The sequence below is a fragment of the Acidimicrobiia bacterium genome, assembly GCA_030584185.1.
GTDB lineage: Bacteria > Actinomycetota > Acidimicrobiia > Spongiisociales > UBA11373.
Genome location: CP129495.1, coordinates 1,290,268 through 1,316,797, shown reverse-complemented (window position 1 = coordinate 1,316,797; position 26,530 = coordinate 1,290,268). Strand labels below are relative to the sequence as shown.

The following is a 26,530-nucleotide window of genomic DNA, read 5'->3' as shown; positions in this document are numbered from 1 at the left end:
CGAACAACAGGGGATGTGGCCGGGTTGGCCCCGCGGGTGCAGCCGAGATCACTTCGAGGTCCACGGCTCCCGGCCGTCGACCCGCCGGCGAGGTGGCCGTCACGCGTCGAAGTCCTGATGCGCCCGGCTCGGTGTGGGACCGCGCTGCTGCTGGTACTTGGATCCTGCCTGTCGACTGCCGTACGGGTGCTCGGCGGGGGTGGTGAGCTCGTAGAAGGAGAGCTGCCCGATCTTCATCCCGGGGTAGATGGCGATGGGCAGCGTGGCCACGTTGGAGAGCTCCAGCGTCAGGTGTCCCTCGAAGCCGGGGTCGACGAACCCCGCCGTGGAGTGGATCAGCAGGCCAAGGCGTCCCAGCGACGACTTCCCTTCGAGCCGGGCGACGATGTCGTCGCCGAGGGCGACCACCTCCAGGGTCGAGCCGAGCACGAACTCGCCCGGGTGGAGCACGAAGGGGTGGTCGACCTCGGTCTCCACTTTCGCTGTGAGGTCGGGCTGCGGCTGTTTGGGATCGATGAAGGCGTATCGGTGGTTCTGGAAGACCCGGTAGTAGCGGTCGATGCGCACGTCGATGCTGGACGGCTGCACCATCGCCGGGTCGAACGGGTCGATGGCGATCCTGCCCAGCTCGACCGCCGCCCGGATGGAGACGTCCGAGAGGATCATGCCGGGAGGTTAGGGCGCAGCAACGGGCGCCGTGGGCCCGCCGGGGCGCTCATCGTTCTCTCATCGAACTCCCACCGAGGCGTAATGGGTGGTTCAGGCCGCTCGAAAGGCGGTCCCCGAGAGTGGTGGTTGTGCGAAAGGCACACGGACAAGGAGGTTGCCGATGAAGCGCACAGTAAAGATCGTGGTCAGCCTGGCGGTCGTCGCCTCGATGACCCTGTCGGGGATCGCCTGGGCGGCCACCAGCGACGAAGAGGCCCCCGCCGGCGAGGCCAGAGGCTACTCGGTCATCCTGGCGAACCTGGCCTCCCTGGTGGAGGACGGGACCATCACCCAGGAGCAGGCGGAGGCGGTTGCGTCGACGCTGGCTGCAGAGGCACGAGAGAGGCGTGTCGGGCTGAAGATGATCGCCGAGATCGGCGAGTTCCTCGGCCTCGATCGCGAGGAGTGGAAGGAGGCGCTCGAGGAGTACGACACGATCGCCGAGATCGCCGTCGCCAACGGCTCCAGCGGCGAAGAGGTCGTCGAGCACCTTCTGGGACTCATCGGAGAGCGCCTGGATGAGGCCGTCGCCGACGGGAAGCTCACCCAGGAGGAGGCCGACGAGAAGCTGGCCAACGCCGAGGAGCGGCTCACCGAGATGGTGAACAACCCACTCCCCGAGCCGGGTGAGGGGCACTACCGGCGCTGGAAGCGGGGCGGCATGGGCGGCGACGCCTGAAGCCACAGTTCCTCCCTACGAAACCCGGGGGCCTTCGGGCCCCCGGTTTCGTTTGTGGTGTCACCGACGGGGGGACGGGACCCGCCCATGCAGGTGTTCCCCCCAAGGAATCGCGGAGGCCCGAAGGGCCGACGGCATCGTTCCCTCCCCTGGGAGGTGGCCCGGAGCGCCGGCAGGGGGACCACACGACAGAGCGCGTGGCGTGTGCCATCCCCCGTAGTGAGAGGTGGCCCGGAGGGCCGGAGGGGGCACAGGCGCGACATGCGCGCACGCAGGGTCTGCCCCCTCCCGGCTTCGCCACCCTCCCGCCTGCGAGGGGAGGAGTGCTGCACGATCGGAGCGGGTGAAGGGAATCGAACCCTCGCCCCGAGCTTGGGAAGCTCGTGTTCTGCCATTGAACTACACCCGCGAAGGACCGGGATTCTACCGGGTCAGCGCGTGAGAAGGCTGGCCAGACCCCAGACTCCGATCACCAGGCCGACGGCGAGCAGGAACCAGGCGCGACCCTTGCGCAGCTCTCCGGAGGCACCCCCGGGTCTCTTACCGCGCCTCTCCATGATCAGGGCAAGAGCATTGCCTGCCAACAGCGCTGCCCCCAGAGCCAGGATGAGTTGTGCGAGGAGGGTGTCGAGATCGAAGAGGTCCATCGGCGAAGTGTTCCCCGTAGGGGGCTGGTTCACAAGTCGGGTGTCCGCCGCTGCGCTACCTTTGCTCGCCATGCGCCACTGCTACGTACTCCGGGTGTTCACCAGGGGAGAGGAAGGAGGCAACCCGCTCGGGGTCGTCACCGACCTCACCGGACTCGACGCCGCCGGAATGCAGCGAATCGCCTCCGAACTCGCCTTCTCCGAGACGGTGTTCATCGACTGGCAGGAAGAGGGCACGCCATCGGTTCGGATCTTCACACCACGCGTCGAGATCCCCTTCGCCGGCCACCCCCTGGTGGGTGCGGCGTGGGTGCTCTCCATGATGGGCCCGGGCACCGTCGACAAGGTGACCTGCGGTATCGGGGAGGTGCCCTTCCGGGTCGACGGCGAGGCCGTCTGGGTGGACGTTCCCCTTCCCGACGCCGTGCGGCGCGCGCCCGAGGCCGAGTCGATCGCCCTCATGTCCCGCCTGCCCGATCCCATGGCGGCCTGGTGGGTCGAGCTGCCCCTCGAGTACCTCGTGATCGACCCCGGGTTTCCCAGCCTGATCGAGGGTGCCGATCCCGACTTCGATGCCCTCGAGGCCTCGGGAGCGGGGTTGTGCTACCTCGCCGCTCCCGATCGCGACGGCTACCGGGCCCGCTTCTTCGCCCCCGCGGTGGGGGTTCCCGAAGACGCCGCCACCGGGAGCGCCGCCGTGGCTTTGGCCGCCGTGCGGCACTTCGAGGGGGAGAGACAAGGGCGGTGCGAGGTGTGGCAAGGCGAGGAGATCGGATCGCCATCCACCATCCTCCTTTCCTGGGATGGCGGCACCGCCTCGCTGGGGGGCACGGTGAGCCGCGACGAGGTACGAATCCTCGACATCTGATGGCGCCTGTTCCCGGAGCATCCGGGCTGCCCGGTAGCCTGATCCCGTGTCGTCCTCCGAGTCGCGGGTTCTCGTGCTGCTGGCGCTGGGCGCCAACGTCGGCATCGCCATCCTCAAGTTCGTGGCTGCCGCCATCAGCGGCTCGACCGCCATGCTCGCCGAGGGGTTCCACTCGGTAGCCGACAGCGGCAACCAGCTCTTCCTCTTGCGCGGAAGCCGCAACAGCCGGCTGCGACCGTCGGTGCGTCACCAGTTCGGCCAGGGCAAGGAGACATACTTCTGGGCGTTCATGGTCGCGGTGTTCCTGTTCGTCGGCGGCGGAGTGGTCGCCTTCATGGAGGGTCTCGATCGGCTGCGGCATCCGCACGAGGCCGCCGGCGGCCTGGCGTTCAACATGGTCGTGCTCGGCGTCGCTGCGTTCTTCGAGATCGTGGTGGCCTTCCGCCCCGCCCTCAAGGAGTTCAACCGTCGGCGGGGAAGCCGGGCGGTGTGGCGCACGATTCGCGACGCCAAGGATCCGACCCTGCTCGTGGTCCTCTTCGAAGATTCGGTGGCGGTGCTCGGCATCTCCATCGCCGCCACCGGGCTGCTCCTCGCCGACGCCACCGGCAACCCGGCCTGGGATGGTGTCGCCTCGATGACCATCGGAGTCCTGCTGGCACTCACCGCCTGGCTGCTGGCGATCGAGACCAAGGGGATGCTGGTGGGCGAGTCGGCTTCTCGCCAGACCCGATCCGCAATCAGGTCTGCAGCGCTGTCCATCCCCGAGGTCGAGACCGTCGAACGGCTGCTCACCATGCACCTCGGGCCGGACGAGATCCTGGTCAACATGGATGTCACCGTCGAGAGAGGGCTCACCGGCGAGAAGGTCGAGGAGATCACCGCCCGAATCGAGGAGGAGATCTTCCGAGTCGCTCCCGAGGCGACCCGAATCTTCATCGAGTTCGGCGAGGAAGCGTGATCACCGCTTCGGCTCCCGCATCGTCGGCCAACCTGGGCCCGGGCTTCGACGTCATCGCCCTGGCGCTGGGTGTGCGCGCCGAGGTGACCGTCGAGATGGCCGAGGGATGGGAGGTCGTGGGTGTCGACGGGTTGGCCGATGAGGACCTGCAGGCCTTGGTCTGGGGCGTGGCCGGCGCCGCCCCACCGCATCGGGTGACGGTGTCGTCGGAGATCCCGATCGCCCGCGGGCTCGGATCGAGCGCCGCCCTGAGGGTGGCCGCCGCCGCCGCCCTAGAGGCATCGAGTGGCGAGACGCGCCTCGAGCGCGTGCTGCGGACGGCTGCCGCCGCCGAGGGGCACGCCGACAACGTCGCCGCCGCCGTACACGGCGGCCTGGTGTTGGTGGGACCGGCGGGTCAGGTGCGCAAGATCGCCCTGCACCCGGCGCTGGTGGCGGTGGTGGCCGTGCCCGATCACGAGTTGGCGACCCCCGAGGCGCGCGCCGCACTTCCGGAGCAGGTCTCCCGACAGGTGGCGGTGAGGACCGCGGCACGGTTGGCGTTTCTGGTGGAGGGCCTGCGCACCGGGGACCCGGAAGCGCTGGCGGCTGCCGCCGGCGACGAGGTCCATGAGGAGCCGCGCTCACCACTGTCACCGGTGTCGAGTGAGCTCATGGTGGCGGCGCGCCGTGGTGGGGCGCTGCACGCCTGCTGGAGCGGCGCCGGCCCTTCGGTCCTGGCGCTGGCCACCGAGGACTCGGCCGACGCCGTCAGAAGGGCCTTCGAGGATGTGCTCGGCGTCCACGGCTCGGTGTTGGAACCGCCGGTCGACCGGGAGGGTGTGCGGGTCGGCTGATCCGCCTTCCCGTCGTCGTCAGGTGGAGGTCATCCCTCCGTCGACGACGACGACCTGACCGGTGGTGTATGACGAGGCCTCAGAGAGCAGGTAGATGGCGGTGCCGGCGATCTCGTCGGGCTGGGCGATGCGTCCCAGTGCGGTGCGCTCCACGAAGTGGTCGCGGATCTCTGGGGTCTCGACGAGAACTCGCGAGAACTGCGTCTCCACCAGTCCGGGTGCGATGGCGTTGACCCGGATCGCAGCGGACCCCAGCTCCATCGCCAGACTCTGCGTCATGGAGACGACGGCGGCCTTGGTCATCCCGTACACCCCCTGAAGTGGCGCTGCTCGCAAGCCGACCACCGAAGCCAGGTTGACGATGCTGCCGCCTCCCTGATTGCGGGAGGCGAACGCTCGGGCACAGTTGAAGTAGCCCTTCACGTTCACCTCGAAGATCTTGTCCCACGCCGCCTCGTCGATTCCGAGCATCGGACCGAAGTAGACGTTGGTCGCCGCGTTGTTGACCAGGCCATCGACCCGGCCGAACTCGGCGATCACCCGGTCGAAGAGGGCGTCCACCTCGTCCGGCCGACCGGTGTGCGCCGCGACCGGGAGTGCGGTCCCTCCCGCCTCCTTGATGTCCGAGGCGACGGCATCGAGCAGATCCTGCTTTCGTGAGGCGAGGACGACGGCGGCTCCCGCAGCCGCGGCGGCGCGAGCGATGGCTTCTCCGATGCCCCGGCTCGAGCCGGTTACCACCACCACCCGGTCACTGAGATCGAAGTTCGCAGGCATGGGTCGAGCCTATCCACCCGCCGCCCGGATGAAGGCCTCGAACAGGGCCAGGGAGGGCTCGTCGGAAGGACCCAGGTACTCCGGATGCCACTGCACGGCCCACATCGGCCACTCCGGGTCCTCGGGGGCGAGGCTCTCCACGATGCCGTCCGGGGCGAACCCGGTTGCCACCAGACCCGATCCGATGGCACGAACCGCCTGATGGTGCAGCGTGTTCACCTCCAGCTGCTCCCTGCCCAGGGCCTTGGCGGTGCTCGAGCCGGGCTCGATGGTCACGGCGTGTCGCGCCTGGTGGGCTTCGTCGCCGTCCATCCGATGGATGAGATGAGCCGGATTCTCGTCGGCGATGTCCTCGATGAGGGTGCCCCCCATGGCCACGTTCATCACCTGAAGCCCGCGACAGATGCACAGAGTGGGGAGGCGCCGCTCGGCGGCGAGGCGGGACAGGGTGATCTCGAACCCGTCGCGGGCCCCGTCGACGGCGTACACGGAGGCGGGCCGGGCTCCTTCGTACCGAGCCGGGTCGACGTCGCCGCCTCCGGAGAGCAAGAGGCCGTCGATGAGCCCGAGCACTCGCTTCGCTTCGTCGTCGGACCCGGGCACCAGCAGGATCGGGATGCCCCCGGCCGCCCGCACCATGGTGGTGTATGTGGCGAGGGTCGCGTGGGCGGACTCCTGCCCGGGGGAAGGACCCACGAGGCGCCTTCCCGTGGTGATACCGATGATGGGTGGCACGGGCGGAAAGGCTAGGCGGGTTTGCGGTTGGACACGCGACCTAGCAACCTACGGCGGCCAATCCCGTTCGAACGAAGGCTTTCATGGGTTCCCTGATCAAGAAGCGGCGCAAGAAGATGAGCAAGCACAAGTATCGCAAGCGCTTGCGCGCCAACCGTCACAAGAAGAAGTAGTCAGGCGGCCGTCGCCGCCGGCCATCCGGTTCGCCCTTTTCTCACAGCGCTACCGCCGCAGTGAGGATCCCCAGCCCGATGAGGAGCAGGATCCCCTCCATGGCTCCACGCACCGCCGGGGTGGCGTCGCGCGCCAGCTCCTGGTGGGTGAAGGCGACTCCGACGGCGAGCCCGACCAGCAAGAGCTTCACCATCAGCGTGGTGTTGCCGCGGACCTCGATCTGCAAGCGGTACAGCTGGAGCACGCCCGTGACCGCCGACAGGGTCAGGGCCACCCAGGCCACGGCGCCGAAGCGACGCGCTGCGGCCTGAAGGTGCCGGCGTTCGGCGCCGGACTTGCGCAGGGCGGGCACGATGCTGGCGACGACGATCATCCCGCCGATCCACACTGCTGCGGCCAGCAGGTGGAACCAGCGGATCAGGTCGTCGACGAACACACACCGAGTGTAGAAACGGGTCCGTATCCATCGACTGGAGGGGCCATGACCGTCCACTACGAGAACGTCGGCAACGCCGCGGTGGTGACCATCGCCAACCCGGCGAGGCGAAACGCCGTCGATAGGGCGACCGCACTGGCCCTCGCTGGGGCCTGGCAGCGGTTCGAGGAGGATGATGACGCAGCCGTGGGGGTGCTCACCGGGGCCGGTGGTCACTTCTGTTCCGGAGCCGACCTCAAGTCGTTCGACCTCGTGGACGACGATGCCGGCTTCCTGGGGATGACCCGGACGATGGTGTCCAAGCCGACGATCGCCGCCATCGCCGGGTACGCCGTCGGAGGCGGCCTCGAGCTCGCCCTGTGGTGCGACCTGCGGGTGGCCGGCGAGGATGCGGTGCTCGGCTGCCTCGAGCGGCGGTTCGGGGTGCCGCTGGTGGACGGCGGGACGGTGCGGCTGCCCCAGGTGGTCGGGCTGGGCCGCGCTCTCGATCTGATCCTCACCGGTCGCCGGGTTCCTGCCGAGGAGGCCTTTCGGATCGGACTCGTCGATCGGCTGGTGGCGCCGGACACCGAGCTCGCCGCCGCCCTCGACCTCGCCGAGGAGATCGCCTCCCACCCGCAGGCGACGCTGCGATCAGACCGGGCATCGGTGTACGCCACCCTGGGCGTGCCGATGGGACCCGCCCTTGAGGAAGAGCGCCGGCTCGGCCTGGAATCGATCGGTGTCGCCGCCGAGGGGGCCGCCCGGTTCGCAGCGGGGGAGGGTCGCCGCTGGTCTGTGGCAGACGGGACTACCGCCCCTTGAGGAAGTCCTCGATCTCGCCGATCAGCCCGGCGCCACCTTCGAGGTCGGGAGGCGGCTCCGTCTCGGCCTCCAGGCTGCGGAGGTAGGCGACGAATTCATCGTTGTCGGCCATGGCCTCGTCGACACGAGCCAGGTACTCGGAAGCCGATCGTTCCAGCTCGGTGAGGTCGAACCCGAAGCCGAGTATCTCGTCCGCCTTGCGCAACAGGGCCAGCGTCACCATGGGGTTGTGGTTGGCGGCCAGGTAGTGGGGTGCACCCGCCCAGATCGAAACCGCCTTCAGGTCCGCCAGTAGGCACGCCTGCTGCATCACGCCGGGGATTCCTGTCGGCCCGACGTACTGCGATTCGGGAAGGCCGTGCTCTTCGAGGATGAGGCGGTCGGGGGACACCCCGACCAGGGGTACCGGCCGCGTGTGGGGCACCTCGGCGACGAAGGCACCCAGGGTGACCACCAGGCCGACCTTCGACTCGCGTAGCAACCCGATCAGGGTCTCGCAGTAGGTCTTCCACCGCACGTTCGGTTCGTTGCCGTCGAGGACGAGCAGATCGCGGCGGGGACCCTTGAGGACGTGAATCTTCGTCTCGGGCCAGGCGACGAACCGTGCTCCCCCGATGGTGCGACCGACCACCGGCCGGGACACCTGGAAGTCGAAGAACTCCTCCGGGTGGATGGTCGCCATCGGGATGAGGTCGTCGTTCTGGGAGAGCAGGTAGCGGATCGCTTCGGACGCACCCTCGGCTGCGTCGTTCCACCCGCGCCAGGCCAGAAGGGCGGCGGGCGACCGGAGTCGTGGACGATGATGCCGCTCGAGGCTGTCCATCGCCACGACCATACCCGAACGTCGCTCAGGGGTAGGGAGGCGTCGGGATCCGCGCTGGCTGCCTTCAGACCGACTTCAGGTAGTGGATGCTGCGCGACTCCACGGCGAAACCGAGTCGGGCATAGACCGCGGTCGCCCCGGTGTGTGAGGTCTCATCGACGTCGAGGGCAACCGTGTCGGCCCCTCCGGAGGCGGCGGTTTCCATCACGCGACAGATGAGTAGAGATGCGAGACGTCGGCCCCGGTGCGATCTTCGGGTGCCGACCCGCGAGACGTACACCTCTTCGACCCCTCGCTGCTCGTTGTCTTCGGTATCCACCTCCACCATGCAGTAGGAGACGACGACCTCGCCGTCGAGGGCGGCAAAGCTGAGGTCCGGGCGGAACGTGTCGGACCCGGCGAAACCCCCGTGCCACGCCTCGGTGCTCATCGGGAGGCTTCCCCAATGATCCTGAAACGCCTCGTTGTTGGCCTGGCGGATCCTCTCGTCGATCGTCTCCGACCAAGGCACCACTTCGATCCCATCCGGAAGCGGTGGTGACGGTGGCAGGCCGGTGAGCGGCCGGCGCATGATCACGAACGAGCGCTGCGAATCGAACCCGGCCGCTTCCACCGCCTGGCGAAGTGCCAGGCGATGCTCCTCCACGGCCACCCGCAGTACCCGATCCCCGTCGCCAGTGGCCTCTGCCAGGCGTTCCCTGCCCCGCGCCTCGACCCAGGAGAGGAGGAAGGGGCGCAGGTCTTCGAACCCGGGATCGACGTCGACCCATAGAAAGGCGCGTGCGCCCTGGTCCGCGAAGTGGGCCCAGGCGCCAGCATCCGCCCGCACCTCCCCGGCGGGGTCGAAGGCGGCGATGGAATCGGTGGCGGGATCGAACCCGGGCTGGGTCGCCAGCCAGCGCAGCACGTCGGGCCCGGCCACGTGGTCGAGGCGCTCGGCCTCGTGGACCCTGAGCAGGTGGCGGGCCAGGGTGTCGGCGTCTTCGGCGGTCCACGGCCGCCAGGCGAGGTCGCCCGGCTCGGGAGGCGGCTGGGGATGGGACATCGGCGGCGAAGCGTAACCGGGCCGTGTGGCGGGGGATCTGGTCGTGGGACCATCGGCGCCGCGGTCGGGACCTTCGCCTGATCATCGGCCCGAGGATCGGTCGCATCCTTGTCGCTGTGCTCGGCTTGGTCCCGCCCCGACGATCGTTGGCGCGACTTCGTGTCGCCGCCCTGCTTGCCGTCGTACTGGCGGCATGTGGAGGCGATCCCTACGTCCCGGCGGGTGCGGTTCGGGAGCCGGCACCGGTGGTGGCGGTGGCGCAGGTCCCCGATGACGACGGGGACTTCGAGTTCCTCGCCGATCCAGGCGGCCTGCTGATCGTCTACTTCGGGTACACCTCGTGTCCCGACATCTGCCCCACCTCGATGTCCGACCTGAGGGGCGCCCTGGCCGCAGTCGGCGATCTGGCGGACCGGATCGGCGTGGCGATGGTCACGGTGGACCCGGAACGGGACTCCGACGAGGTGATCGCCGCCTACGTCGAGACCTTCTTTCCTCGAGGGAGGGGGCTGCGCATCGACGATTCGGATCTGCTCGCAGAGGTGGCGGGTGCCTTCGGCGCCTACTACTCGGTGGAGGAGGACGACGAGGGTGGAGTGGACGTGGTCCATTCCGCATGGTTGTACGTCGTGGACGAGACGGGGCGACTGCTCCTGGCGTGGCCTTTCGGCACCGACCGGGTCGACATCGCCGCCGACATCGAACACCTGATCAAGGAGCAATAGGGGATGAACGCAACTAGGAAGTGGCTCCGGGTGGTGCCGGTGGCAGTGCTCCTGCTGACGGTCGCCGCCTGTGGCGACGACGATGATGCCGCCCCCACGACCGGGCCTCAGGCTGTGGTCGTCGACGACGTGTGGGCCCGGGCCAGCGCCATGATGCAGGACGCCGGGGCGGTGTACTTCGACGTCACCGGCGGCGCCGAGGACGACCGGCTGATCGGCGCCTCCGTCTCCGCCGACGTCGCCGCGATGGTGGAGATCCACGAGACGGTGGAGGCGGAGATGCCCGGAACCACCATGGGAATGGGAGCCGGCTCCACCATGGGTCACGGCATGGGTGCCGGCCCGATGCGGATGCAGGAGGTGGACTCGGTGGAGATCCCGGCCGGGGTGACCGTCCGGTTCGTCCCCGGTGGGTACCACGTGATGCTGCTCCAGTTGGCCCAACCGCTGGAGGTCGGTTCCACCTTCGACCTGACGCTGGTCTTCGAGAAGGCCGGCGAGGTCGTGGTGGTCGCCGAGGTCATCGATCCGTGAGGCGGCTCCGTCCGGTGGCGCTCGTCACCCTGGTGCTGCTCGCGCTCGGGTCGGGCTGTGACGGGTCGGGGGGCGACGCCGGTGGGGAGATCCGGTACGACCACGACTACCTGATCCCGGAGGGGACCGGCGAGCGAATCGAGGCCGGCGAGCGAATCGACCTGATCCCCGCCCGTCTCGACGTGAAGGTGGGCGACATGCTGCGGATCGTCAACCAGGACGACCGCGGCCACCTGCTCGGCCCTTTCTTCGTCGGACCGGGGGAGACCTTGACCCAGCGGTTCTCCACGCCCGGGAGGTTCGGCGGGGCGTGCAGCATCCGCTCCGACGGGGAGGTGACGATCATCGTCACCGAGGGATGATCAGGGGTGGCTGGGGTCGCGCACGATCCCGGCGTCCGCCTGGGCCTGGCGTACGAAGGCGACGATCAGGGCGACCTGGTCACGGGTGAGGGCCTCGACCGGGGGCATCGGCCCGAAGCCCCAGTGATGCGGGGCGACGCCGAAGGCGGCGGCCCTCTGGAAGGCCTCGTCGGCATGGTGGTTCGGGGCGTAGATCAGGTCCAGGAACGGAGGCCCCGACTCGGTGCCATCGAGGTCGGCGCCGTGGCACTCGGCGCAGTTGGCGGCGTACAGGTCCGCCCCGAGGGCGATCTCGGCGGGATCGACCGTCGTGGCCGAGGCGTCACCGCCTTCGCCGGCGGCGGTCAGGGCGATGGCGACGATGCCGGCGACGGCCACCGCTGCGAGGGCGATCCATGGCCATTTCGGGCGCCCACTCCTTCTCGGAGCCGGGCGGGCGGGGTTTCGCTTGGGCGAAGGTCGCGACATGCTCACCGCTCGATTCTGAATCGACGCAGTCGCAGCGAGTTGCCCACGACGCTGACGCTCGAAGCGGCCATGGCGGCGGCGGCGATCATCGGGTCGAGCATTCCGAGCGCCGCCAGGGGGATGGCGGCGGTGTTGTAGGCGAACGCCCAGAACAGATTCTGCTTGATGACCCGGAAGGTGGCGGCAGCCAGGTCGAGCGCCACCTCGGCCAGGGCCGGGTCTCCCGACATGAGCACCACCTGTCCGGCCTCCACCGCCACGTCGGAGCCGGTGCCGATCGCCATGCCCAGGTCGGCGGCGGTGAGTGCCGGGGCGTCGTTGACGCCGTCGCCGACGAAGGCGACGCGGCGGCCAGTCCTCTGCAGCCGTTCCACCTCGACCGCCTTGTCGCCGGGGAGCACCTCGGCGATGACCTCGTCGATACCGACCTGAGAAGCGATCGCCTCGGCCGTGGTGCGGTTGTCCCCGGTGATCATCACCACCTGGCGACCCGAGGCGCGTAGGCGCTTCACCACTCCTGCCGACGAGTCGCGCAGGGTGTCGGCCACCGCCAGGGCCGCCCGGACCTCGCCGTCCCATCCGGCGAGGAAGGCGGTGTGGCCTTCGGCCTCCATGGCGGCCATCGCCGCCTCGTAGCGGTCGGGTACTAGCAGCTCCACCTCTGCCATCAGCTTGCGCCTCCCCACGATCACCTCGGTTCCGTCGACCGTTCCTCGCACACCGAGGCCGGGGAGGGCGGAGAACTCGGAAGGGTGGGTGAGGACGACATCGGCCTCCTCGGCGCCGAGCGCCACCGCTCGGGCGACCGGGTGCTCGGATGCAGATTCGACCGAGCCCACCAGGCGCAGCACATCCTGCTCGGGAAGGTCGGTCACCAGGCCGGAGAGGGTCATCGCCCCGCGGGTGAGGGTTCCGGTCTTGTCGAAGACGACGGTGTCGATGGTGCGGGTCCGCTCGAACACCTCGGAGTTGCGGAACAGCACCCCGAGCTGGGCACCGCGGCCGCTGCCCACCATGATCGCCGTCGGGGTGGCCAAGCCCAAGGCGCAGGGGCAGGCGATGATCAGCACCGCCACCGAGGCGCGGACCGCCGCCTCCAGCTCTCCGTCGAGGACCAGCCAGGCGGTGAAGGTGATCGTGGCGATGAGGAGCACGGCGGGCACGAACACCCCGGCGACCCGGTCGGCGAGGTGCTGGATCGGGGCCTTGGTGGCTTGGGCGTCCTCCACCAGGCGAACGATCTGGGCGAGAGCGGTCTCGGCGCCGACGCGTGTCGCCTCGACGATGATCACGCCGAACTGGTTGATGGTGGCCCCGAAGACGGTGTCGCCCACGCCCTTGCCCACCGGCATCGACTCGCCGGTGAGCATGCTCTCGTCGAGGGAGGATCCGCCGTCGACGATGACCCCGTCGGTGGGGACCTTCTCACCGGGGCGGATCACCATGCGGTCCCCCGGGACCAACTCATCCACCGGGACCATGACCTCGATGCCGTCGCGCAGCACCCGGGCGTGGCGGGCGCCGAGCTCCAAGAGTCGGGTGATCGCCTGCGATGCGCTTCCCTTGCTGCGCGCCTCGAAGAAGCGCCCCAGGAGGAGGAAGGCGACGATGACCGCCGCCACCTCGAAGAAGACGTGCTCGCCGGCAAAGAAGGCCCACACCGACCAGGAGTAGGCGGCCAGCGTTCCCATACTGACCAGGGTGTCCATGTTTGCCCCGCCCGATCGCAGGCGGATGACGGCGTTGCGGTGGAACTGCCAGCCGAACACGAACTCGACCGGGGTGACCAGGGCCCACACCGCCGCCTCGACCCACCTCGCCTCCGGCCCGAACATGGTGAGCAGGAATGCCGGGAGGGTGAAGATCGCCGCCCCCAAGGCCATTCGGGCCTGGAACCGGGTCTCGGCGTCGTAGCGATCGGCGAGGCTCTCCCGCTCCGCGCCGGCGACCACGGGGGTCAGGCGGTATCCGATCCGCTCGGCGGCGGCGACCAGGGCCTCCGGATCGACCGTCTCGTCGGAGGTGACCCGCGCCTCCTTGCCCGCCAGGCTGACCACGGCCTGATCGACCCCGGGGAGCTTGCCCAGGACGCGCTCGATCCTGAGAGCGCACGAGGCACAGGTCATGCCCTCGACGTCGAAGACCAGGGCGTCGCGTTCGGCCATGTCAGGAGGCCGAGGCCACCTCGTAGCCCTGGCCCTCGATGGCGGCGATGAGGTCGTCCACGGTCACCGGGTCCTCGAAGGCGACGTCGATGGTGGCGCTGGGCACGTCGACGGCGGCCCGGGTGACGCCGGTGAGTGCCCCAAGGGCGCCCTCGAGCGACATCTTGCAGTGGTCACAGTGGATCTCGGGAACCGAGATCTTGGTTTCGGTCATGTCTCCTCCTTCGGCCCGGTCATGGCGGGCGTGTAACGCAGGGTCTCCATCAGCTCATCCACGATCTCTCCGGTGCGGCCCTCGGCGACGGCGTGCATCACGCAGGTCTCGACGTGGTTCTCGAGCAGCACCCGGTTGACCTTCTCCAGGGACCCCTGGAGCGCCGAGACCTGCTTCATGATCTCGGGGCAGTAGCGCTCGTCCTCCACCATGGCCACCACGGCGTCGAGGTGACCGCGAACCGTCTTCAGGCGGTTGAGCGCCGACTGCTTCTTGTCTGCCTGCATGGGGTGGGTCCTCTCCACCCTCTCATGATACCACGACCCTACCCCACCGGGGGAGGGGTCAGACCTGACGTGTGGGGCGGTGGGCTCCGGTATCCACCCGGCTCGGCCGGCGCCGGGCAAGCCACCAGGCGGCCAGCGAGAGCACCGCCAATCCGCCGTGGAGCAGGTCGGCGGCGGCGTTCGAAGCCAGAACGTTCTCGGTGTACCCGGCGCGCAGCAGGGGCCCGGCGGCCGCCAGGGCGCTGGCCAATGCCGCCGAGAGTGCCGCGGCGCGGGCAACGGTTCGCCACGCCCCAACCGCCGCCGCCATCGCCATGGCCCCCCAGGCCAGGTGGATGAGGTTCTGGAAGGGGTTGAGCCGAAACACCAGCAGGGTGTCGCCTGTTGGCGAAAAGACCTGATGCAGGCCGCCGATGGCGAACCCGAGCACCCCCCACAGCGTGGCCACTGCCGCCACCACCGCCAGCGATGCGCTTCCCGGGGAGCGTTCCGACGCCGGCCGGCGTCGGGTCAAAGCGACGCGCTCGATCGGACCGAGGACGGCGACCAGCGCCCCGAGGAGCACGATCAGCACGCCGATCCATGCCGGTCGCAGCAGCCACCAGAAGGTGGTCCCCACCTCCGGCTGCGGAAACCCGAGCGGATAGAGCACACCGATGGCGATCACCAGCACGGTGAGGTGCCAGAGGAAGGCGGTCATGATCACCGAGTTCACCCCAACCACCGCCGTCCACACCCGAGGACTCTCCAGCCACCGGGTGACGGGGGCGCGCAGCCATAGGGCGAGGCCGATCTGCCATGCGAGCAGGGCCACGATGGCGAGTGTCGGCGGATCCATGTTGGAGAACTCGTCGGTCGCCAACCCCACCATCGAGGCCGGGTAGGGGCCGGCGGCGACCAGTGCGACAAGAGCGGCAAGGCCGAGCGGAGCCAGCCATCTTCCGAAGTCGGGCCGGAGCCGCCCATCGGCGTACAGGAAGCCGAGTTGATGCGCCAGCAGCCAGACCACCGGGTAGTTGACGAAGCCGATGCCGGAGAAGTCGCCGGCGAAACGGGCGATGTCGACCGCCACGGCGATCAGCCCCAGCGTCGACGGCACCCAGGCGCCGAAGCGGTCGTGCAGCGCCGCCATCGGCACCGCCAGGGCGATCACGATCATGTACACCCCCAGGAACCAGAGCGGTCCCGTTATCAGGGTCGCCACCGGGAACACGGCGTCGTCGGCGACGTTGAGGGCGTCGAGTGTCGCCACGATCGCCACGGCAGGGATCAGGAAGGCCAGCGTGGGACGCATCAGGCGATCGAACCGGCCCCGCAGGAACCCGGCGTAGCCTTCGCCCCGCCGCCGGGCCGAACGCAGGCTCACCAGGTTGGAGAACCCGCCCACGAAGAAGAACAGCGGCATCACCTGCAACAACCAGGTGAGCGGCCACAGTCCGGGGATCGCCTCCATGACGTTGAACCCGGAGATCGAGCCGTCGCGCCACACCACCACTGCCACCAGCCAGTGCCCGAGAACGACCACTCCGATGCTGAAGGCCCTGATGAAGTCGATCCAGCGGTCCCGGTCGTCGGGTGTGGCGGCGGCGATCGCGGCGGCGTCGGGGCTGCGGTCCACGGGGCGAGGGTAGACCCCGGTCCTGTTCCCGAGCGGGCACCTAACCTGGCCGGTGATGGACATTCGCTCCGACGTCCTTGACGCCATTGGGGGCACGCCCCTGGTGCGCCTCGCCCGTCTCCATCCCCCGGGAAACCTCGTGGCCAAACTGGAGGCCCTCAACCCGGGTGGCTCATCCAAGGACCGAATCGGGCTGGCCATGATCGAGGCCGCCGAGCAGGAGGGCCGGCTCCGACCCGGTGACACCATCGTCGAGCCCACCTCGGGCAACACCGGGGTCGGCCTGGCGATGGCGGCCACCCTGAAGGGGTACCGCCTGGTGGCGGTGATGGCCGACAAGCAGTCCCCGGAGAAGCGGGACCTGCTGCGTGCGTACGGGGCCGAGGTCGTGGTGTGCCCCACGGAGGTCACCCCCGAGGACCCCCGCTCCTACTACTCGGTGGCCGAGGACCTGGCGTCGCGCCCGGGCCACTTCCGTCCCGACCAGTACTCCAACCCGGCCAACCCGCAGGCCCAGGCCGAGACCATGGGCGTCGAGATCTGGCATCAGACCGACGGGCAGGTGGGGGTGCTGGTCGCCGGGGTCGGTACCGGTGGAACCATCTCCGGCGTGGGCCGGCACCTCAAGGACAAGGGGACCGGGGTGGTGGTGGTCGGGGTCGACCCGGTCGGTTCGATCTTCACCGCCGCCGGGCCGGAAGGGGTGCACTCCTATTTCACCGAGGGTGTCGGTGAGGACTTCTGGCCGGAGACCTTCGACCGTACCGTGGTCGACGAGTGGGAGGTGGTCTCCGACGCCGAGGCCTTCGCCATGACCCGGCGGCTGGTGCGGGTCGAGGGGATCCTGGCAGGCGGTTCGGGGGGCATGGCCGTGGAGGGCGCCCTGCGGGCGGCCCGCCGGTACGAGGACCGCCTGGTGGTGGTGGTCGTGCCGGATGGGGGTCGCAACTACCTGTCCAAGATCTTCTCCGACGAGTGGATGAGGGAGCACGGCTTCGAGGAGGCACTGTGAGGTTCGAGACCAGGGCGATCCACGCCGGCCAGGACCCGGATCCGACGACCGGGGCCGTCGTGGTCCCCATCTACGCCACCAGCACCTACGCCCAGGACTCGCCGGGGAAGCACTCGGGTTTTGAGTACTCCCGCACCGACAACCCGACCCGCAGCGCCCTCCAGGAGGCGCTGGCCGCCCTCGAGGGCGCCGAAGAGGGAGGCGCCGTGGCCACCGCCTCGGGTATGGCGGCGACGGCTCTTCTCGGCTATCTGCTCGAGGCGGGCGGGCACGTGGTGCTTCCCGACGATGCCTACGGCGGGACCTTCAGGTTCTTCGCCCGCGTCCTGGCCGGCCAGGGCTTCTCCTGGAGTGTGGCCGATCCGTCCGATCCCGAGTCGGTGGCCGCCGCCTGCCGGCCGGAGACCGGTCTGGTCTGGTTGGAGACACCGAGCAATCCGCTGCTTCGGGTGTACGACGTGACCGCAGTCGCCGCCGCCGCTCACGATGCCGGCGCCCTGCTGGTGGTCGACAACACCTTCGCCACCCCATTCCTTCAGCGGCCGTTGGAGATGGGGGCCGACGTCGTGCTCCACTCGACCACCAAGTACCTGGGCGGCCACTCGGACGTGGTGGGGGGCGCCCTGGTCACAGGGGACGCCGCACTCCACGAGAGGCTGCGGTTCCTGCAGAACGCAGCCGGGCCGGTCCCGGGGCCCTTCGACGCCTTCCTGGTGCTGCGGGGCATGAAGACGCTGGCGGTGCGGATGGAGCGTCACTGTGCCAACGCCATGGCCATCGCCCGGTTCCTGGCGACCGACGAGCGGGTGGCCCAGGTGTACTACCCGGGTCTCGAATCGGACCCCGGACACGACCTGGCCAAGAAGCAGATGTCCGGCTTCGGGGGGATGGTCTCGTTCCGGCCACGCGGTGGGTCCGATGCCGCCAGGGCGCTGGCCGAGAGGACCCGGCTGTTCTTCCTCGCCGAGAGCCTCGGCGGTGTCGAGTCGCTGCTGGAGGTGCCGGCGGCGATGACCCACGCCTCGGTGGCGGGAACCCCGCTGGAGGTTCCCGAGGATCTGGTCCGGCTCTCGGTGGGGATCGAACACGCCGACGACCTTATCGAGGACCTCGACGCTGCTCTGGGGTGATTGCAGTGATTGAGGCCAGAGTGTGTTAATATCATCTGGTGGCTCACGCTGCTGCGATCTACGCCCGGATCTCCTCAGACCCTGATGGGACTCGTTTGGGGGTGGAGCGGCAGATCGAGGACTGCCAGGCCCTCGCCGGCTCCCTGGGCTGGCCGGTGGCCGAGGTCTACGTCGACAACGACGTGTCGGCCTATTCGGGGAGGCGGCGTCCCGAGTATGAGCGGCTCTGTGGGGACATCAAGGCGGGGATGGTGGACGCCCTGGTGGTGTGGCATCCCGATCGGTTGCATCGCAGTCCCCGGGAGTTGGAGGACTTCATCGACCTGTGCGACGCCGCCTCGCTCGTGGATATTCGGACGGTGCGGGCCGGGGATGTCGATCTGACGACGCCGCAGGGTCGGATGGTGGCCAGACTGGGTGGGGTGATCGCCCGCGGAGAGTCTGACAAGGCGGCCGACCGGCTGCGCCGCAAACACGCCGAACTGGCCTCCAAAGGCAAGGTCTCCGGTGGCGGCACCCGCCCCTACGGATACACCCCGGATCGCCCTCACGTGGTGCCCGGGGAGGCGAAGGTGATCCGTGAGGCCGCCAAACGTGCTCTGGCGGGGGAGTCGGCCCGCTCGATCTGTGTCGACCTCAACGACCGGGGCGTCACCACCAGCGTCGGTGGGGAGTGGACCCCCACGACATTGGCTCGGATGCTGGCCTCGGCTCGGATCTCGGGGAGGCGGGAGCATCACGGGGAGATCACCGGAGACGCCGAGTGGCCCGCCATCATCACCCCCGCAGAGTCGGATCGGCTCCGGGCCCGCCGCCGGCCACGGGCTGCAGGCCCTGCCCGCCGGGCCCCCCGCCGCTATTTGCTCACCGGCGGTTTGCTGCGCTGTGGCCGCTGCGGCTCGGAGATGGTGTCGCGGCCCCGGGCCGATGGGGTCCGCCGCTACGTCTGCGCCTCCGGCCCCGGATTCTCCGGCTGTGGGCGGATGGCGATCAACGCCGAGCCGGTGGAGAGCTTCCTCACCCAGGCCGTCCTCTACCGCCTCGACACCCCCGAGTTGGCCCGAGCCCTCACCGAGGCCCGCCAGGCCAACCAAGAGCACGACCGGCTCGCCATCGCCGTCGCCGAGGACACCGCCATGCTCGAGCAACTCGCCCGGGACTACGCCGACCGGGCCATCAGCCACACCGAATGGGCGGCGGCCCGTCAACCCATCCAGGCCCGCATCGACGCAGCCAAGCGCCGCCTGTCGCGGGTCTCCCGTACTAATCGCATCGACGACTACGCCGGCAACTCGAAGGCCCTCGCCGACGCCTGGACCGACCTCCCCCTCTCCCGTCAACAGGCGATAGTGGCCACCGTTCTCGATCACCTTGTCGTCAACCCGGCGGTTCAGGGTCGCAACCGCTTCGACCCCTCCCGCCTCCACCCCACCTGGCGGCTCTGACCCGCCTCCCGCCCTCGCGGAACAGCACCGCCACCCGCCCCACCACCCCCGGCTCCACCACCTTGACCGAGACCCCCTGACGGGCCGTGCTCTCCACGACCCAGGCCACCACCACCGCATCGTGAGCCAACGCCCGCGCATCGCCCCAGGGCTCCGCTGGCGACACGGTTCCACCTGCTCCATCCCCGCATCATCGGCGAGAGCCCTTTCAACCGAGTCGCAGAAGGCCTTTCACAAACCCTTCAAGCCCGCCGTCAGCAACCGGTGTATTGACCGGGGAGATGTCGGACGGATCGTTCCGGAGACATGTCGGACGTTCCGGAGACATGTCTGACACCGCCTGAGCGGCGCACTCGGCTGCCGCAACCTCCCACTTCCGGAACAGCACTGATAACCGGGTGAAAGGGCTCACCGGCACGATCACCCGACTGCTGATCGCAGAGGAGCAGACCGATGCCCCAAGATCGTCACACCACCACGCCAGCCGCGACGACGCCACCGAGACGCGCAGGCCGCCGGCGCACCGACCCCCTTTCAACCCACACGCACGTGCAACACAGTTGCGCCGGCATACCCGTATACCGGTGAGGGGTCGCCCCAGCCCCTGGCGTGTGAGGATCGACCCGGCAATCATGGCGGTCTGGATCATGGCCAGTCACCCAAACAGTGAAGGTGCCGATTCAAGACGAACTGGTCGATGGCGATGGGCTCATCCGACGGAATCGAAAAGCGCGTTCCGGTGCATCTGGCACCGTCTGCGACGGCCATGCCACGACACTCCGAGCGCCCACCCGCAGCCGACGCCGGTCTTGCGCTGCTCGGGTCCTCAACACGCAAGACGCACAACGACCACGGCACGAGCGTCCTCCACTACGACATCAGGCCGCTCCGGCACATTGACGCCACCTCCACCACCCGCAGCCGTCGCAGGTGCAGGTGAACCGTCATGGCATCAACCGATCGAGCATTTCGCGCAGCCCGATCGGGCGAGCGCTCCCCACGCTGCCCCGCAGTGTTCGGGTTGTTGCCCGATCCGAACCCTGCCGGATCAGTAAGTGCCATATGGCTCTGTGCGTGAGCCCCGGTGTTGCCATCGTGTGTAGAGATTCACGCTCAGCTCCGTTACCGGATGGAGGGGGCAAGGGATGTCGAAGCCGCGAACCGGAGGCGCGCTCACCGTCGTTGCTTCCTTAGTCCTGGTTTTCGGGATAGCCGGGACCGGCATGGCGGGATCGACTGACGTTCCGGATTGGCCGACAACTCAATTCAATCATCGCGGCGCCAATGTCATGGCGGTTCAGATGCTGCTGCGGTATCACGGTTACGCGCCAGCACTTGACGGGGTCTTCGGCTCGGGAACCAAGTCAAACGTGATCTCGTTTCAGCAGGCGCATCCTCCGCTGTCAGCCGATGGGATTGTTGGGCCGGGAACGTGGCCAGTCCTCACACCAACGCTGACCCAGGGAGCCAACAACTACGCGGTGCAGGCTCTCCAGTGGTTGCTCAACAGCAAGCGCGATCCCACCAATCCGGGCTGGTCCTACCTCCTCGTCGATGGCGCTTTCGGTACGGGCACCCTCAACGCCGTCAAGGCCTATCAATCGCTCCACGGGATGACAAACGACGGCGTGGTCGACGACGAGGTGTGGGAACACCTCACGTGGCACTACAGGCTCATGCCCGTCACCGCGTACGCCTGCGCAGCCGGGGGGTTGGGCGCACAGCCCGAGAACGAGTCGTGGGGTACGGCCGCCACCGTGGCTGCTGTTGAACGCGCTGGCTATTACTTCAACGACCAGGCCGCCGGAGATCTGCCCTTCTGGGACCTCTCTCATCAACACGGTGAAATGCCATTCTCTCCGCACGACTCGCACGATCGAGGGATGGACGTGGACATCGGGATCATCACGATACTGAGCGGAAGCTACGACCAATGCACCACGGGCCGCGGCATCTTGTACACCAACACAACTCGGTATAGGCAAGCCAAGACCAAGGCGCTCCTCTGGGACATCCGGCAAGGAGCCGCCTTCGGTTCATATCAGATGATCGACCTGGTCTATTACAACGACCCTGACTTCGAGACCTGGTTCCCCACGATCGTCGAGCCCTTGACAGGCCACGACCACCATCTTCACGTCCGGTACTGCACGGCATCCCATTGGGACGGCGACTACAGCGGATGCAGCAGCTAGCCCGAAGGGAGACAGACCATGCGTGTCAAGATCCGGTCGGCCCTGCGTATAGGAGGATTGGCAGCCGTAGGTCTGGCGGTCCTCGTCGCCCTGGGCTGGGCGGCTTTTCTCGGGGACCCGACACTTAAAGGATCGATTGGTGGGTCGACGACAGTCATCGTCGACCCTTCGACGTCGACGACCGGCGCCTCCGACACATCGGCACCGGACGTGCCTGGGACCACGGGCGGTGTCTCTGCCATCCCCCTCACGGTGACCGAGGCGCGCGGGATGGCGATCGCGGCGTCGGGCGACATCCTGTTCCAGCGACCCGGGCACTCGGTGTATGCGTGGGATGCGATGGATCTGACCCGCGAACTGGTGAAGCTCACGGCGGAAGACAACTCGATCACGATCACCACTGGGGTCGTCGACGGCGGTCCCGATCTCCCCGACCCTTACCGCAGGGAGCTCAATACCTATCAGGCCCATGGTGCACAGGCCATGGCCACCGGCGCCGGCGTCTACGCCTCCCGTGATGGTCGGCCCGTGTTCGTCATCGAGCTGCCGATTGGACCCGACCCTGTTCTCGTCGAGCTGGGCCTGCCCTATCAGACCAGTCGGACGGTGACGCTCGACATGGAGACCTGGGCCGTGGTCGAAGTCACCACCACCATGTCAAACGGCGAGACGATCGCCGACGACCTCGACTCAGGGGTCATGATCAAGACGATCTCGCGCGACGCCCTTCACCCCGCAGCTGCTGTCGCCGGGGGACAAGGGCCGACCCGATTCGAAGGCGGCTTCTCTCTGGTTCCAAGCTTCAGCGGTCTCGGCGTCGAGGTCTACGACCCAAGTTGGATACCGGAAGGTTTCGTACTCAGCCTCCGGGCGTTCGCGGCTCAGCCGCTCAGCCTGCTCGAAGGAACGTCAGAGGTCGCCGTCTTGGCATACCGAAACCAGACCGCGTGCATCACGATCACTTTCCGACCCGCCCTTGGCGTCCAGGCGTCGGCCGACCCGTGGAACCAGAGGGGAGACGCCGTCATCGAGGGTACCTACGCCTTCGAGACAGCCGGGGGCGAGTTTACGATCGCACCACCTTCCGGCACTCTCCTTCCCACGCACGCCTGGGGCGTCATCGGCGGCACCCTGGTCACCATCGACGGTGCGTTGAGTACCGCAGACGCCGAACGGATCATCGAGGGCCTTGGCGCGTAGCGGCACGGCGGGTCGAAAGGTGGATCTGCCCGGTGACGCGGTGGGTGCCTTGGCTCGGCGGATCAGGATGCCATCCGTGGGGTGAGGAGAAGGGCTCGGTGGCTGGAGTTGGTGGACTACCCCCGTGTTTGCGGACACGTCGCGTTTGGGCTCGTGGCGCGCCTGGAAGAGGACCGATCCCCCTGACCAACAGGAACCTGACTTGCTCAAGTGACATTCCCGCACGCTGACCGAGGGTGGGGATTCACCTTCGACAGCTTCCAACCAGCACGGCTCATTCACCTCCGTAGCTGCTTTCGGGCAGTGCGTCTGACCGCAGCCAGGACTGCTGGAAGGCTTGCTCCGGCGAGCGTCTCGTCCTGGGCAGCTGCATCTGATCGGGCCGAGAGGTCTTCCCAGTCGATTCGCTCATACGCTGCCGTCGCCAATCTGACGGCCTCGTCCATGGTGACCGGTTCGCCTCCGGTGGCCTGCAGCAGGCGGTCCATCAGCAGGTCGTTGAGGCCGATGACGGCGATTTGCCCCGGCGATAGGTCGATCACGAGCGGCGGCTCCCGCGCGAAGTCGGCAAGGCGGTCACCTGGGACCTCGATCGCGAGAGTCTCCCGGTCGGCGAAGGCAAAGAGCCAGTGTCGCCCTTCTCGCTCGAATCCGAGTTCAGCAAGGATCGCGTCCGAGCCCGGCTTGGGGTAGCCGACGAGGTCGATGTCCGTGGGCCGATATGCGCCCGTATGTAGTTCAACCGCCGTCCCGCCAACGAGGACGGGGGCATCAAGCGCAGCCTCACCAAACCCGGCGGCGGTCAGCAGCTTTCGTTCTGTCGAACCGATGCTCGCCTCGGCGGCACGACGGAGAAGGTCAACCGGCGAGGCCGTGTCGTCAGGCACTTCGCGTCAGTAAGGACTGCTCAACCGAGACATCGAGGCCACGAGCTCGCTTCGCACTCAGTCGCGCCTGAGGATCAGACGGGGCGATCCCTTTTGAGTTGAGACGTTTCCGACCCCGTTCGGACTGGGCGATTACGTCTTGAAGGGAGATGGGGGCATCTCGGGGGACGAACTCGATATCCAGGTTCATCGCATCCAGGATTCGCATCAGGGTGCTGATCTGAATGTCAGACCCGCCGTTCTCTATCTTCGACAGGTTGGGCGCGGCGATGCCTGAGATCCGGGACACAGCTTCCTGCGTCAGTCCGATGGCCTCTCTTGTCGCACGCAGTCGCGCAGGAAGACTCATCTGCTCCTCCTTCTTATGCCACAGCATAAGTCGTCGGGTCGATTGGGTCAACGCGTTACCTGGTGTCATTTCCGCACGCTGACAGAGGGCAAGGTGCCGTTCTGCGTGCCGACAGGCCAGCCCTGGGCTGGAGCAGTCTCAGGCGGGGGCGAGTTTCTGGCGGTGCCTTCGGGGCCCGCCGTCGGTCCTGGGGGTCGTCTCCTCAACGATCTCGAACTCGATTCGCCGCCCCAGGGCGGCCGCATATCGTGCGAGCGTGGAGGCACGGGCGTCGGTGTCGCCTGACTCGAGTCGCGCGACCGCCGACTGTGACGTTCCCATCAGTGAAGCAAGCCTTGTCTGGGAGATCGAGAGCTCGGTGCGAATCGCGGCAAGTTGCCGAACGAGCTCGCGACGCTTGAAGGCGGCGTCCACCAACTCGGCGAAGTGTTCGTTCGCTTCGCTTCGCTCTGCGATGAGTTCGGTCAGGAAGTCGGTCATCGCGCTTCTCCCTTGCTCCTCAGACAACACCCTGACATATCGTCAGCGAGATATCAAATATGATATGGCACCTCACTGCTGCTTCCGGCCTCGCGACCGCCAGTCGGCAAGCCTTCGATTCGCGAGCTGGATGGTCTGCAGGGGAGTCCTCTTGGTCTTCTTGGAGATTGCTTCGAGGGCTAGAAGCACTTGGTCCTCCTTGCCCTCCGTTGCATAGAGGACGCGGAATGACTGCTTGTGACCAGCAGCGCGCACCTCGTAGATGTCACCGTCGAGGTGATGGGCGACTTCGTTGCCGTATACCTGCACGTCCTTCATGGCAGCAACCACCGCAGCGGCATCCGCATCTGACAGCCCATCGATGAACCGCTTGACCGGTCTTCGTCCGCTGGGGGTCCGGTAGTCACGCCAGCGTCTCGTCGCTCGCACGCTCACAAGCTATTGCGAGCACCAGCCCGACTCAGATGCCGTTTTCACACCCTGGGGGATGCCAGGTCGTCAGCCGTTGGCGGCGATCCGGGTGGGCTCGATCACCAGGGTGACGCGCACCATGCCCGGCTGCAGCCACGGGTAGCGATCGACGCCGTCCAGGTACTTGCGGGCGAGGGCATCGATCACCTCCACACCGTCGGAGGTACGCATCTCCACCACCCGGCCCTGGATAGAGAAGTTGGAGTATGGGTCGTCGTGCTTGGAGATCGAGATGGCCACCCGCGGGTCGCGCTGCAGGTTGCGGTGCTTGCGCCGTCCCTCGGCGGTGTTCATCAGGATCATCTCGTCCTGGCGCATCACCCACATGGCGGTGGCCTGGGGCGACCCGTCGGGGTCCAGCGTGGTGAGATGGGCGAAGGCCCGGGTGGAGTCGAGGATCTCCTTCAGGGCATCGGGCAGCAGTGTGGGGGCGGTCTTCATGGCCTCATGAAACCACGCCGGTGTCCGCAACCGGGATCCGGCGGCGGGCGATGGGCTCCAGGTCGGGTGGCGACCAGTCCTGGTCGTGCGGGTTGATCAGCACCCCGGGCGGGTTGATCTCGTCGATCCGATCGAGGGTGGCGGCATCCAGGGTCACCTCGGCGGCTCCGAGCAGATCTTCGAGCTGGGTTTCGGTACGCGGCCCGAGCAGTGATGCACTCACCCCCGGGTGCTCCCCGCACCAGGCGAGTGCCATGTGGGTGAGGCTGATGCCGGCGTCGGCTGCGACCGCCGACAGCCGTTCGACCATTCCCAGCTTGACCTCGTTGGCGGCGTCGAAGTACTGCGGGAACCGCTCCGCCCGGCTGCCCTTGGGTGCGGGATCGGTGCGGGTGTACTTCCCGGTGAGCCAGCCTCCCGAGAGAGGGCTCCAGGTGGTGACACCGATGCCGTGGCGGCGGCAGGTGGGGAGGACGTCGCTTTCGATGCCTCTGGCGAACACGTTGTAGAGGGGTTGCTCGGATCGGGGTGGAAGGGCGGAGTTGCGCTGGGCCGCCCACGCCGCCTCGACGATCTGCCCCGCAGGGAACATCGAGGTGCCCCAGTAGCGGATCTTTCCGGCCCGCACCTGGTCGGAGAGGGCCTCGACCGTCTCCTCGATGGCGGTCGACGGATCGAAGCGGTGCACCTGGTAGATGTCGATCCAGTCGGTGCCCAGGCGACGCAGGCTCGCCTCGAGAGCCTGCACGATCCAGCGGCGGGAGTTTCCCCGCTCGTTGGGGCCGGGGCCCATCGGGTTGTGGAACTTGGTGGCGAGGATCACCTGGTCTCGACGGCCCCGCAACGCCTCGCCGACGATCTCCTCACTCTCGCCGCCGGCGTACACGTCGGCGGTGTCGACAAGGTTGATCCCGGCGTCGATGGCGCGTGCCACGATGCGGTGGCATTCGGAGTGATCGGGGTTGCCCCACGCCCCGAGCATCATCGTGCCCAGCCCGTAGCGGCTCACCCGCATCCCGGTCCCGCCGAACTCCCGATACTCCATGCCTTCTCC

At 68.1% G+C, this 26,530-nt stretch carries 31 protein-coding genes, 1 tRNA gene and 1 pseudogene; 14 read left to right on the top strand and 19 right to left on the bottom strand.

All coding sequences use genetic code 11. From position 1 onward, the window contains the following. Positions 1 to 99 precede the first annotated feature (99 nt). On the bottom strand, positions 100 to 666 hold the full coding sequence (gene dcd, locus QY307_06715) for a dCTP deaminase (protein WKZ81792.1): 567 nt from the start codon (positions 664 to 666) through the stop codon (positions 100 to 102). A 163-nt stretch (positions 667 to 829) separates the two neighbouring features. Here dcd and QY307_06710 point away from each other — a divergent pair, with 163 nt between their 5' ends. Next, positions 830 to 1,387 (top strand): hypothetical protein, encoded by a 558-nt coding sequence (locus QY307_06710; GenBank protein ID WKZ81791.1) that lies wholly within the window; start codon positions 830 to 832, stop codon positions 1,385 to 1,387. 338 nt (positions 1,388 to 1,725) lie between these two features. Here the strand turns inward: QY307_06710 and QY307_06705 are convergent. Both QY307_06705 and QY307_06700 read right to left on the bottom strand, forming a co-directional pair. Further along, positions 1,726 to 1,796, bottom strand: a tRNA-Gly gene (locus tag QY307_06705). Positions 1,797 to 1,818: 22 nt separating this feature from the next. Then, complete coding sequence (locus QY307_06700) at positions 1,819 to 2,034, bottom strand: hypothetical protein (GenBank protein ID WKZ81790.1); 216 nt, start codon at positions 2,032 to 2,034, stop codon at positions 1,819 to 1,821. Between the two features lie 70 nt (positions 2,035 to 2,104). On the opposite strand from QY307_06700, the gene QY307_06695 reads away from it, so the two are divergent. From QY307_06695 to thrB, 3 genes are read left to right on the top strand one after another with little or no spacing between them, the layout of a single operon-like run. After that, on the top strand, positions 2,105 to 2,902 hold the full coding sequence (locus tag QY307_06695; GenBank protein WKZ81789.1) for a PhzF family phenazine biosynthesis protein: 798 nt from the start codon (positions 2,105 to 2,107) through the stop codon (positions 2,900 to 2,902). 46 nt (positions 2,903 to 2,948) lie between these two features. Next, complete coding sequence (locus tag QY307_06690; GenBank protein WKZ81788.1) at positions 2,949 to 3,863, top strand: cation diffusion facilitator family transporter; 915 nt, start codon at positions 2,949 to 2,951, stop codon at positions 3,861 to 3,863. Next, positions 3,860 to 4,699, top strand: coding sequence for a homoserine kinase (thrB, locus tag QY307_06685; GenBank protein ID WKZ81787.1), 840 nt, complete (start codon positions 3,860 to 3,862; stop codon positions 4,697 to 4,699). The genes QY307_06690 and thrB overlap by 4 nt, the downstream gene beginning before the upstream one ends. A gap of 18 nt (positions 4,700 to 4,717) precedes the next feature. On the opposite strand, the gene QY307_06680 is transcribed toward thrB, so the two are convergent. Beyond that, positions 4,718 to 5,476 (bottom strand): glucose 1-dehydrogenase, encoded by a 759-nt coding sequence (locus tag QY307_06680; protein ID WKZ81786.1) that lies wholly within the window; start codon positions 5,474 to 5,476, stop codon positions 4,718 to 4,720. A 9-nt stretch (positions 5,477 to 5,485) separates the two neighbouring features. Continuing rightward, positions 5,486 to 6,211, bottom strand: coding sequence for a gamma-glutamyl-gamma-aminobutyrate hydrolase family protein (locus QY307_06675; GenBank protein ID WKZ81785.1), 726 nt, complete (start codon positions 6,209 to 6,211; stop codon positions 5,486 to 5,488). An 83-nt stretch (positions 6,212 to 6,294) separates the two neighbouring features. Between QY307_06675 and QY307_06670 the strand changes: the two genes are divergently transcribed. Next, on the top strand, positions 6,295 to 6,384 hold the full coding sequence (locus tag QY307_06670; GenBank protein ID WKZ81784.1) for an AURKAIP1/COX24 domain-containing protein: 90 nt from the start codon (positions 6,295 to 6,297) through the stop codon (positions 6,382 to 6,384). A 41-nt stretch (positions 6,385 to 6,425) separates the two neighbouring features. On the opposite strand, the gene QY307_06665 is transcribed toward QY307_06670, so the two are convergent. Further along, the gene (locus tag QY307_06665) at positions 6,426 to 6,821 is read right to left on the bottom strand and encodes a hypothetical protein (protein ID WKZ81783.1); all 396 of its coding nucleotides are present in this window, start codon (positions 6,819 to 6,821) and stop codon (positions 6,426 to 6,428) included. 45 nt (positions 6,822 to 6,866) lie between these two features. Here QY307_06665 and QY307_06660 point away from each other — a divergent pair, with 45 nt between their 5' ends. Continuing rightward, entirely contained in the window at positions 6,867 to 7,625 is a 759-nt protein-coding gene (locus QY307_06660) for a crotonase/enoyl-CoA hydratase family protein (protein WKZ81782.1), read from the top strand. Here QY307_06660 and QY307_06655 read toward each other — a convergent pair. Then, positions 7,612 to 8,448: a PAC2 family protein gene (locus tag QY307_06655; protein WKZ81781.1), complete on the bottom strand. Its 837-nt coding sequence runs from the start codon at positions 8,446 to 8,448 to the stop codon at positions 7,612 to 7,614. The two genes, QY307_06660 and QY307_06655, sit on opposite strands and share 14 nt — an antisense overlap. A gap of 64 nt (positions 8,449 to 8,512) precedes the next feature. Then, positions 8,513 to 9,493 carry a GNAT family N-acetyltransferase gene (locus QY307_06650; protein ID WKZ81780.1) on the bottom strand — a complete coding sequence of 327 codons (981 nt, stop codon included), beginning with the start codon at positions 9,491 to 9,493 and terminating at the stop codon, positions 8,513 to 8,515. A 146-nt stretch (positions 9,494 to 9,639) separates the two neighbouring features. Between QY307_06650 and QY307_06645 the strand changes: the two genes are divergently transcribed. Genes QY307_06645 through QY307_06635 form a run of 3 tightly spaced genes read left to right on the top strand, consistent with a single transcriptional unit; the run spans position 9,640 to position 11,114 of the window. Continuing rightward, the gene (locus tag QY307_06645) at positions 9,640 to 10,218 is read left to right on the top strand and encodes an SCO family protein (protein WKZ81779.1); all 579 of its coding nucleotides are present in this window, start codon (positions 9,640 to 9,642) and stop codon (positions 10,216 to 10,218) included. A gap of 3 nt (positions 10,219 to 10,221) precedes the next feature. Next, entirely contained in the window at positions 10,222 to 10,752 is a 531-nt protein-coding gene (locus QY307_06640; GenBank protein ID WKZ81778.1) for a copper chaperone PCu(A)C, read from the top strand. Then, the gene (locus QY307_06635; protein ID WKZ81777.1) at positions 10,749 to 11,114 is read left to right on the top strand and encodes a hypothetical protein; all 366 of its coding nucleotides are present in this window, start codon (positions 10,749 to 10,751) and stop codon (positions 11,112 to 11,114) included. The genes QY307_06640 and QY307_06635 overlap by 4 nt, the downstream gene beginning before the upstream one ends. Here the strand turns inward: QY307_06635 and QY307_06630 are convergent, their stop codons facing one another. The 5 genes from QY307_06630 to QY307_06610 form a co-directional block, all read right to left on the bottom strand. Next, positions 11,115 to 11,492 (bottom strand): cytochrome c, encoded by a 378-nt coding sequence (locus QY307_06630; GenBank protein WKZ81776.1) that lies wholly within the window; start codon positions 11,490 to 11,492, stop codon positions 11,115 to 11,117. A gap of 92 nt (positions 11,493 to 11,584) precedes the next feature. Then, the gene (locus tag QY307_06625) at positions 11,585 to 13,747 is read right to left on the bottom strand and encodes a heavy metal translocating P-type ATPase (GenBank protein ID WKZ81775.1); all 2,163 of its coding nucleotides are present in this window, start codon (positions 13,745 to 13,747) and stop codon (positions 11,585 to 11,587) included. A 1-nt stretch (position 13,748) separates the two neighbouring features. Then, the gene (locus QY307_06620; protein ID WKZ81774.1) at positions 13,749 to 13,961 is read right to left on the bottom strand and encodes a cation transporter; all 213 of its coding nucleotides are present in this window, start codon (positions 13,959 to 13,961) and stop codon (positions 13,749 to 13,751) included. After that, on the bottom strand, positions 13,958 to 14,266 hold the full coding sequence (locus QY307_06615) for a metal-sensitive transcriptional regulator (GenBank protein ID WKZ81773.1): 309 nt from the start codon (positions 14,264 to 14,266) through the stop codon (positions 13,958 to 13,960). The genes QY307_06620 and QY307_06615 overlap by 4 nt, the downstream gene beginning before the upstream one ends. A gap of 40 nt (positions 14,267 to 14,306) precedes the next feature. Next, positions 14,307 to 15,866, bottom strand: a complete 1,560-nt coding sequence (locus QY307_06610; GenBank protein WKZ81772.1) for an acyltransferase — start codon at positions 15,864 to 15,866, stop codon at positions 14,307 to 14,309. A 55-nt stretch (positions 15,867 to 15,921) separates the two neighbouring features. Between QY307_06610 and QY307_06605 the strand changes: the two are divergent. From QY307_06605 to QY307_06585, 5 genes and pseudogenes are all read left to right on the top strand, one after another. Further along, a pseudogene (locus QY307_06605) lies at positions 15,922 to 16,863 on the top strand (pyridoxal-phosphate dependent enzyme). Between the two features lie 11 nt (positions 16,864 to 16,874). After that, positions 16,875 to 18,008, top strand: a complete 1,134-nt coding sequence (locus QY307_06600) for a cystathionine gamma-synthase (protein ID WKZ81771.1) — start codon at positions 16,875 to 16,877, stop codon at positions 18,006 to 18,008. A gap of 38 nt (positions 18,009 to 18,046) precedes the next feature. After that, positions 18,047 to 19,453 (top strand): recombinase family protein, encoded by a 1,407-nt coding sequence (locus QY307_06595; protein ID WKZ81770.1) that lies wholly within the window; start codon positions 18,047 to 18,049, stop codon positions 19,451 to 19,453. 1,145 nt (positions 19,454 to 20,598) lie between these two features. Further along, entirely contained in the window at positions 20,599 to 21,648 is a 1,050-nt protein-coding gene (locus QY307_06590) for a peptidoglycan-binding protein (GenBank protein WKZ81769.1), read from the top strand. A gap of 18 nt (positions 21,649 to 21,666) precedes the next feature. Continuing rightward, positions 21,667 to 22,848: a hypothetical protein gene (locus QY307_06585; protein WKZ81768.1), complete on the top strand. Its 1,182-nt coding sequence runs from the start codon at positions 21,667 to 21,669 to the stop codon at positions 22,846 to 22,848. 278 nt (positions 22,849 to 23,126) lie between these two features. On the opposite strand, the gene QY307_06580 is transcribed toward QY307_06585, so the two are convergent. From QY307_06580 to QY307_06555, 6 genes are all read right to left on the bottom strand, one after another. Next, positions 23,127 to 23,735, bottom strand: a complete 609-nt coding sequence (locus QY307_06580; protein ID WKZ81767.1) for a hypothetical protein — start codon at positions 23,733 to 23,735, stop codon at positions 23,127 to 23,129. Further along, a complete protein-coding gene (locus tag QY307_06575) occupies positions 23,728 to 24,084 on the bottom strand; it encodes a helix-turn-helix transcriptional regulator (GenBank protein ID WKZ81766.1) in 357 nt (118 codons plus the stop codon). Before QY307_06575 ends, QY307_06580 begins: the two co-directional genes overlap by 8 nt. A 138-nt stretch (positions 24,085 to 24,222) precedes the next feature. Next, the gene (locus QY307_06570; GenBank protein ID WKZ81765.1) at positions 24,223 to 24,564 is read right to left on the bottom strand and encodes a helix-turn-helix domain-containing protein; all 342 of its coding nucleotides are present in this window, start codon (positions 24,562 to 24,564) and stop codon (positions 24,223 to 24,225) included. Positions 24,565 to 24,636: 72 nt separating this feature from the next. Then, a complete protein-coding gene (locus tag QY307_06565) occupies positions 24,637 to 24,993 on the bottom strand; it encodes a type II toxin-antitoxin system RelE/ParE family toxin (GenBank protein ID WKZ81764.1) in 357 nt (118 codons plus the stop codon). A gap of 69 nt (positions 24,994 to 25,062) precedes the next feature. Continuing rightward, on the bottom strand, positions 25,063 to 25,476 hold the full coding sequence (locus tag QY307_06560; GenBank protein WKZ81763.1) for a PPOX class F420-dependent oxidoreductase: 414 nt from the start codon (positions 25,474 to 25,476) through the stop codon (positions 25,063 to 25,065). A 4-nt stretch (positions 25,477 to 25,480) separates the two neighbouring features. Next, positions 25,481 to 26,521 (bottom strand): aldo/keto reductase, encoded by a 1,041-nt coding sequence (locus tag QY307_06555; protein WKZ81762.1) that lies wholly within the window; start codon positions 26,519 to 26,521, stop codon positions 25,481 to 25,483. Positions 26,522 to 26,530 lie beyond the last annotated feature (9 nt).

Bases quoted from the DNA above. Each gene is read 5' to 3' on its own strand.
- QY307_06620 (WKZ81774.1), bottom strand. From the start codon at position 13,961: ATGACCGAAACCAAGATCTCGGTTCCCGAGATCCACTGTGACCACTGC.
- QY307_06695 (WKZ81789.1), top strand. From the start codon at position 2,105: ATGCGCCACTGCTACGTACTCCGGGTGTTCACCAGGGGAGAGGAAGGA.
- QY307_06650 (WKZ81780.1), bottom strand. From the start codon at position 9,493: ATGTCCCATCCCCAGCCGCCTCCCGAGCCGGGCGACCTCGCCTGGCGG.
- QY307_06660 (WKZ81782.1), top strand. From the start codon at position 6,867: ATGACCGTCCACTACGAGAACGTCGGCAACGCCGCGGTGGTGACCATC.
- QY307_06625 (WKZ81775.1), bottom strand. From the start codon at position 13,747: ATGGCCGAACGCGACGCCCTGGTCTTCGACGTCGAGGGCATGACCTGT.
- QY307_06560 (WKZ81763.1), bottom strand. From the start codon at position 25,476: ATGAAGACCGCCCCCACACTGCTGCCCGATGCCCTGAAGGAGATCCTC.
- QY307_06575 (WKZ81766.1), bottom strand. From the start codon at position 24,084: ATGAGTCTTCCTGCGCGACTGCGTGCGACAAGAGAGGCCATCGGACTG.
- QY307_06670 (WKZ81784.1), top strand. From the start codon at position 6,295: ATGGGTTCCCTGATCAAGAAGCGGCGCAAGAAGATGAGCAAGCACAAG.
- QY307_06590 (WKZ81769.1), top strand. From the start codon at position 20,599: ATGTCGAAGCCGCGAACCGGAGGCGCGCTCACCGTCGTTGCTTCCTTA.
- QY307_06655 (WKZ81781.1), bottom strand. From the start codon at position 8,448: ATGGACAGCCTCGAGCGGCATCATCGTCCACGACTCCGGTCGCCCGCC.
- QY307_06570 (WKZ81765.1), bottom strand. From the start codon at position 24,564: ATGACCGACTTCCTGACCGAACTCATCGCAGAGCGAAGCGAAGCGAAC.
- QY307_06710 (WKZ81791.1), top strand. From the start codon at position 830: ATGAAGCGCACAGTAAAGATCGTGGTCAGCCTGGCGGTCGTCGCCTCG.
- QY307_06700 (WKZ81790.1), bottom strand. From the start codon at position 2,034: ATGGACCTCTTCGATCTCGACACCCTCCTCGCACAACTCATCCTGGCT.
- dcd (WKZ81792.1), bottom strand. From the start codon at position 666: ATGATCCTCTCGGACGTCTCCATCCGGGCGGCGGTCGAGCTGGGCAGG.
- QY307_06555 (WKZ81762.1), bottom strand. From the start codon at position 26,521: ATGGAGTATCGGGAGTTCGGCGGGACCGGGATGCGGGTGAGCCGCTAC.
- QY307_06680 (WKZ81786.1), bottom strand. From the start codon at position 5,476: ATGCCTGCGAACTTCGATCTCAGTGACCGGGTGGTGGTGGTAACCGGC.
- QY307_06585 (WKZ81768.1), top strand. From the start codon at position 21,667: ATGCGTGTCAAGATCCGGTCGGCCCTGCGTATAGGAGGATTGGCAGCC.
- QY307_06640 (WKZ81778.1), top strand. From the start codon at position 10,222: ATGAACGCAACTAGGAAGTGGCTCCGGGTGGTGCCGGTGGCAGTGCTC.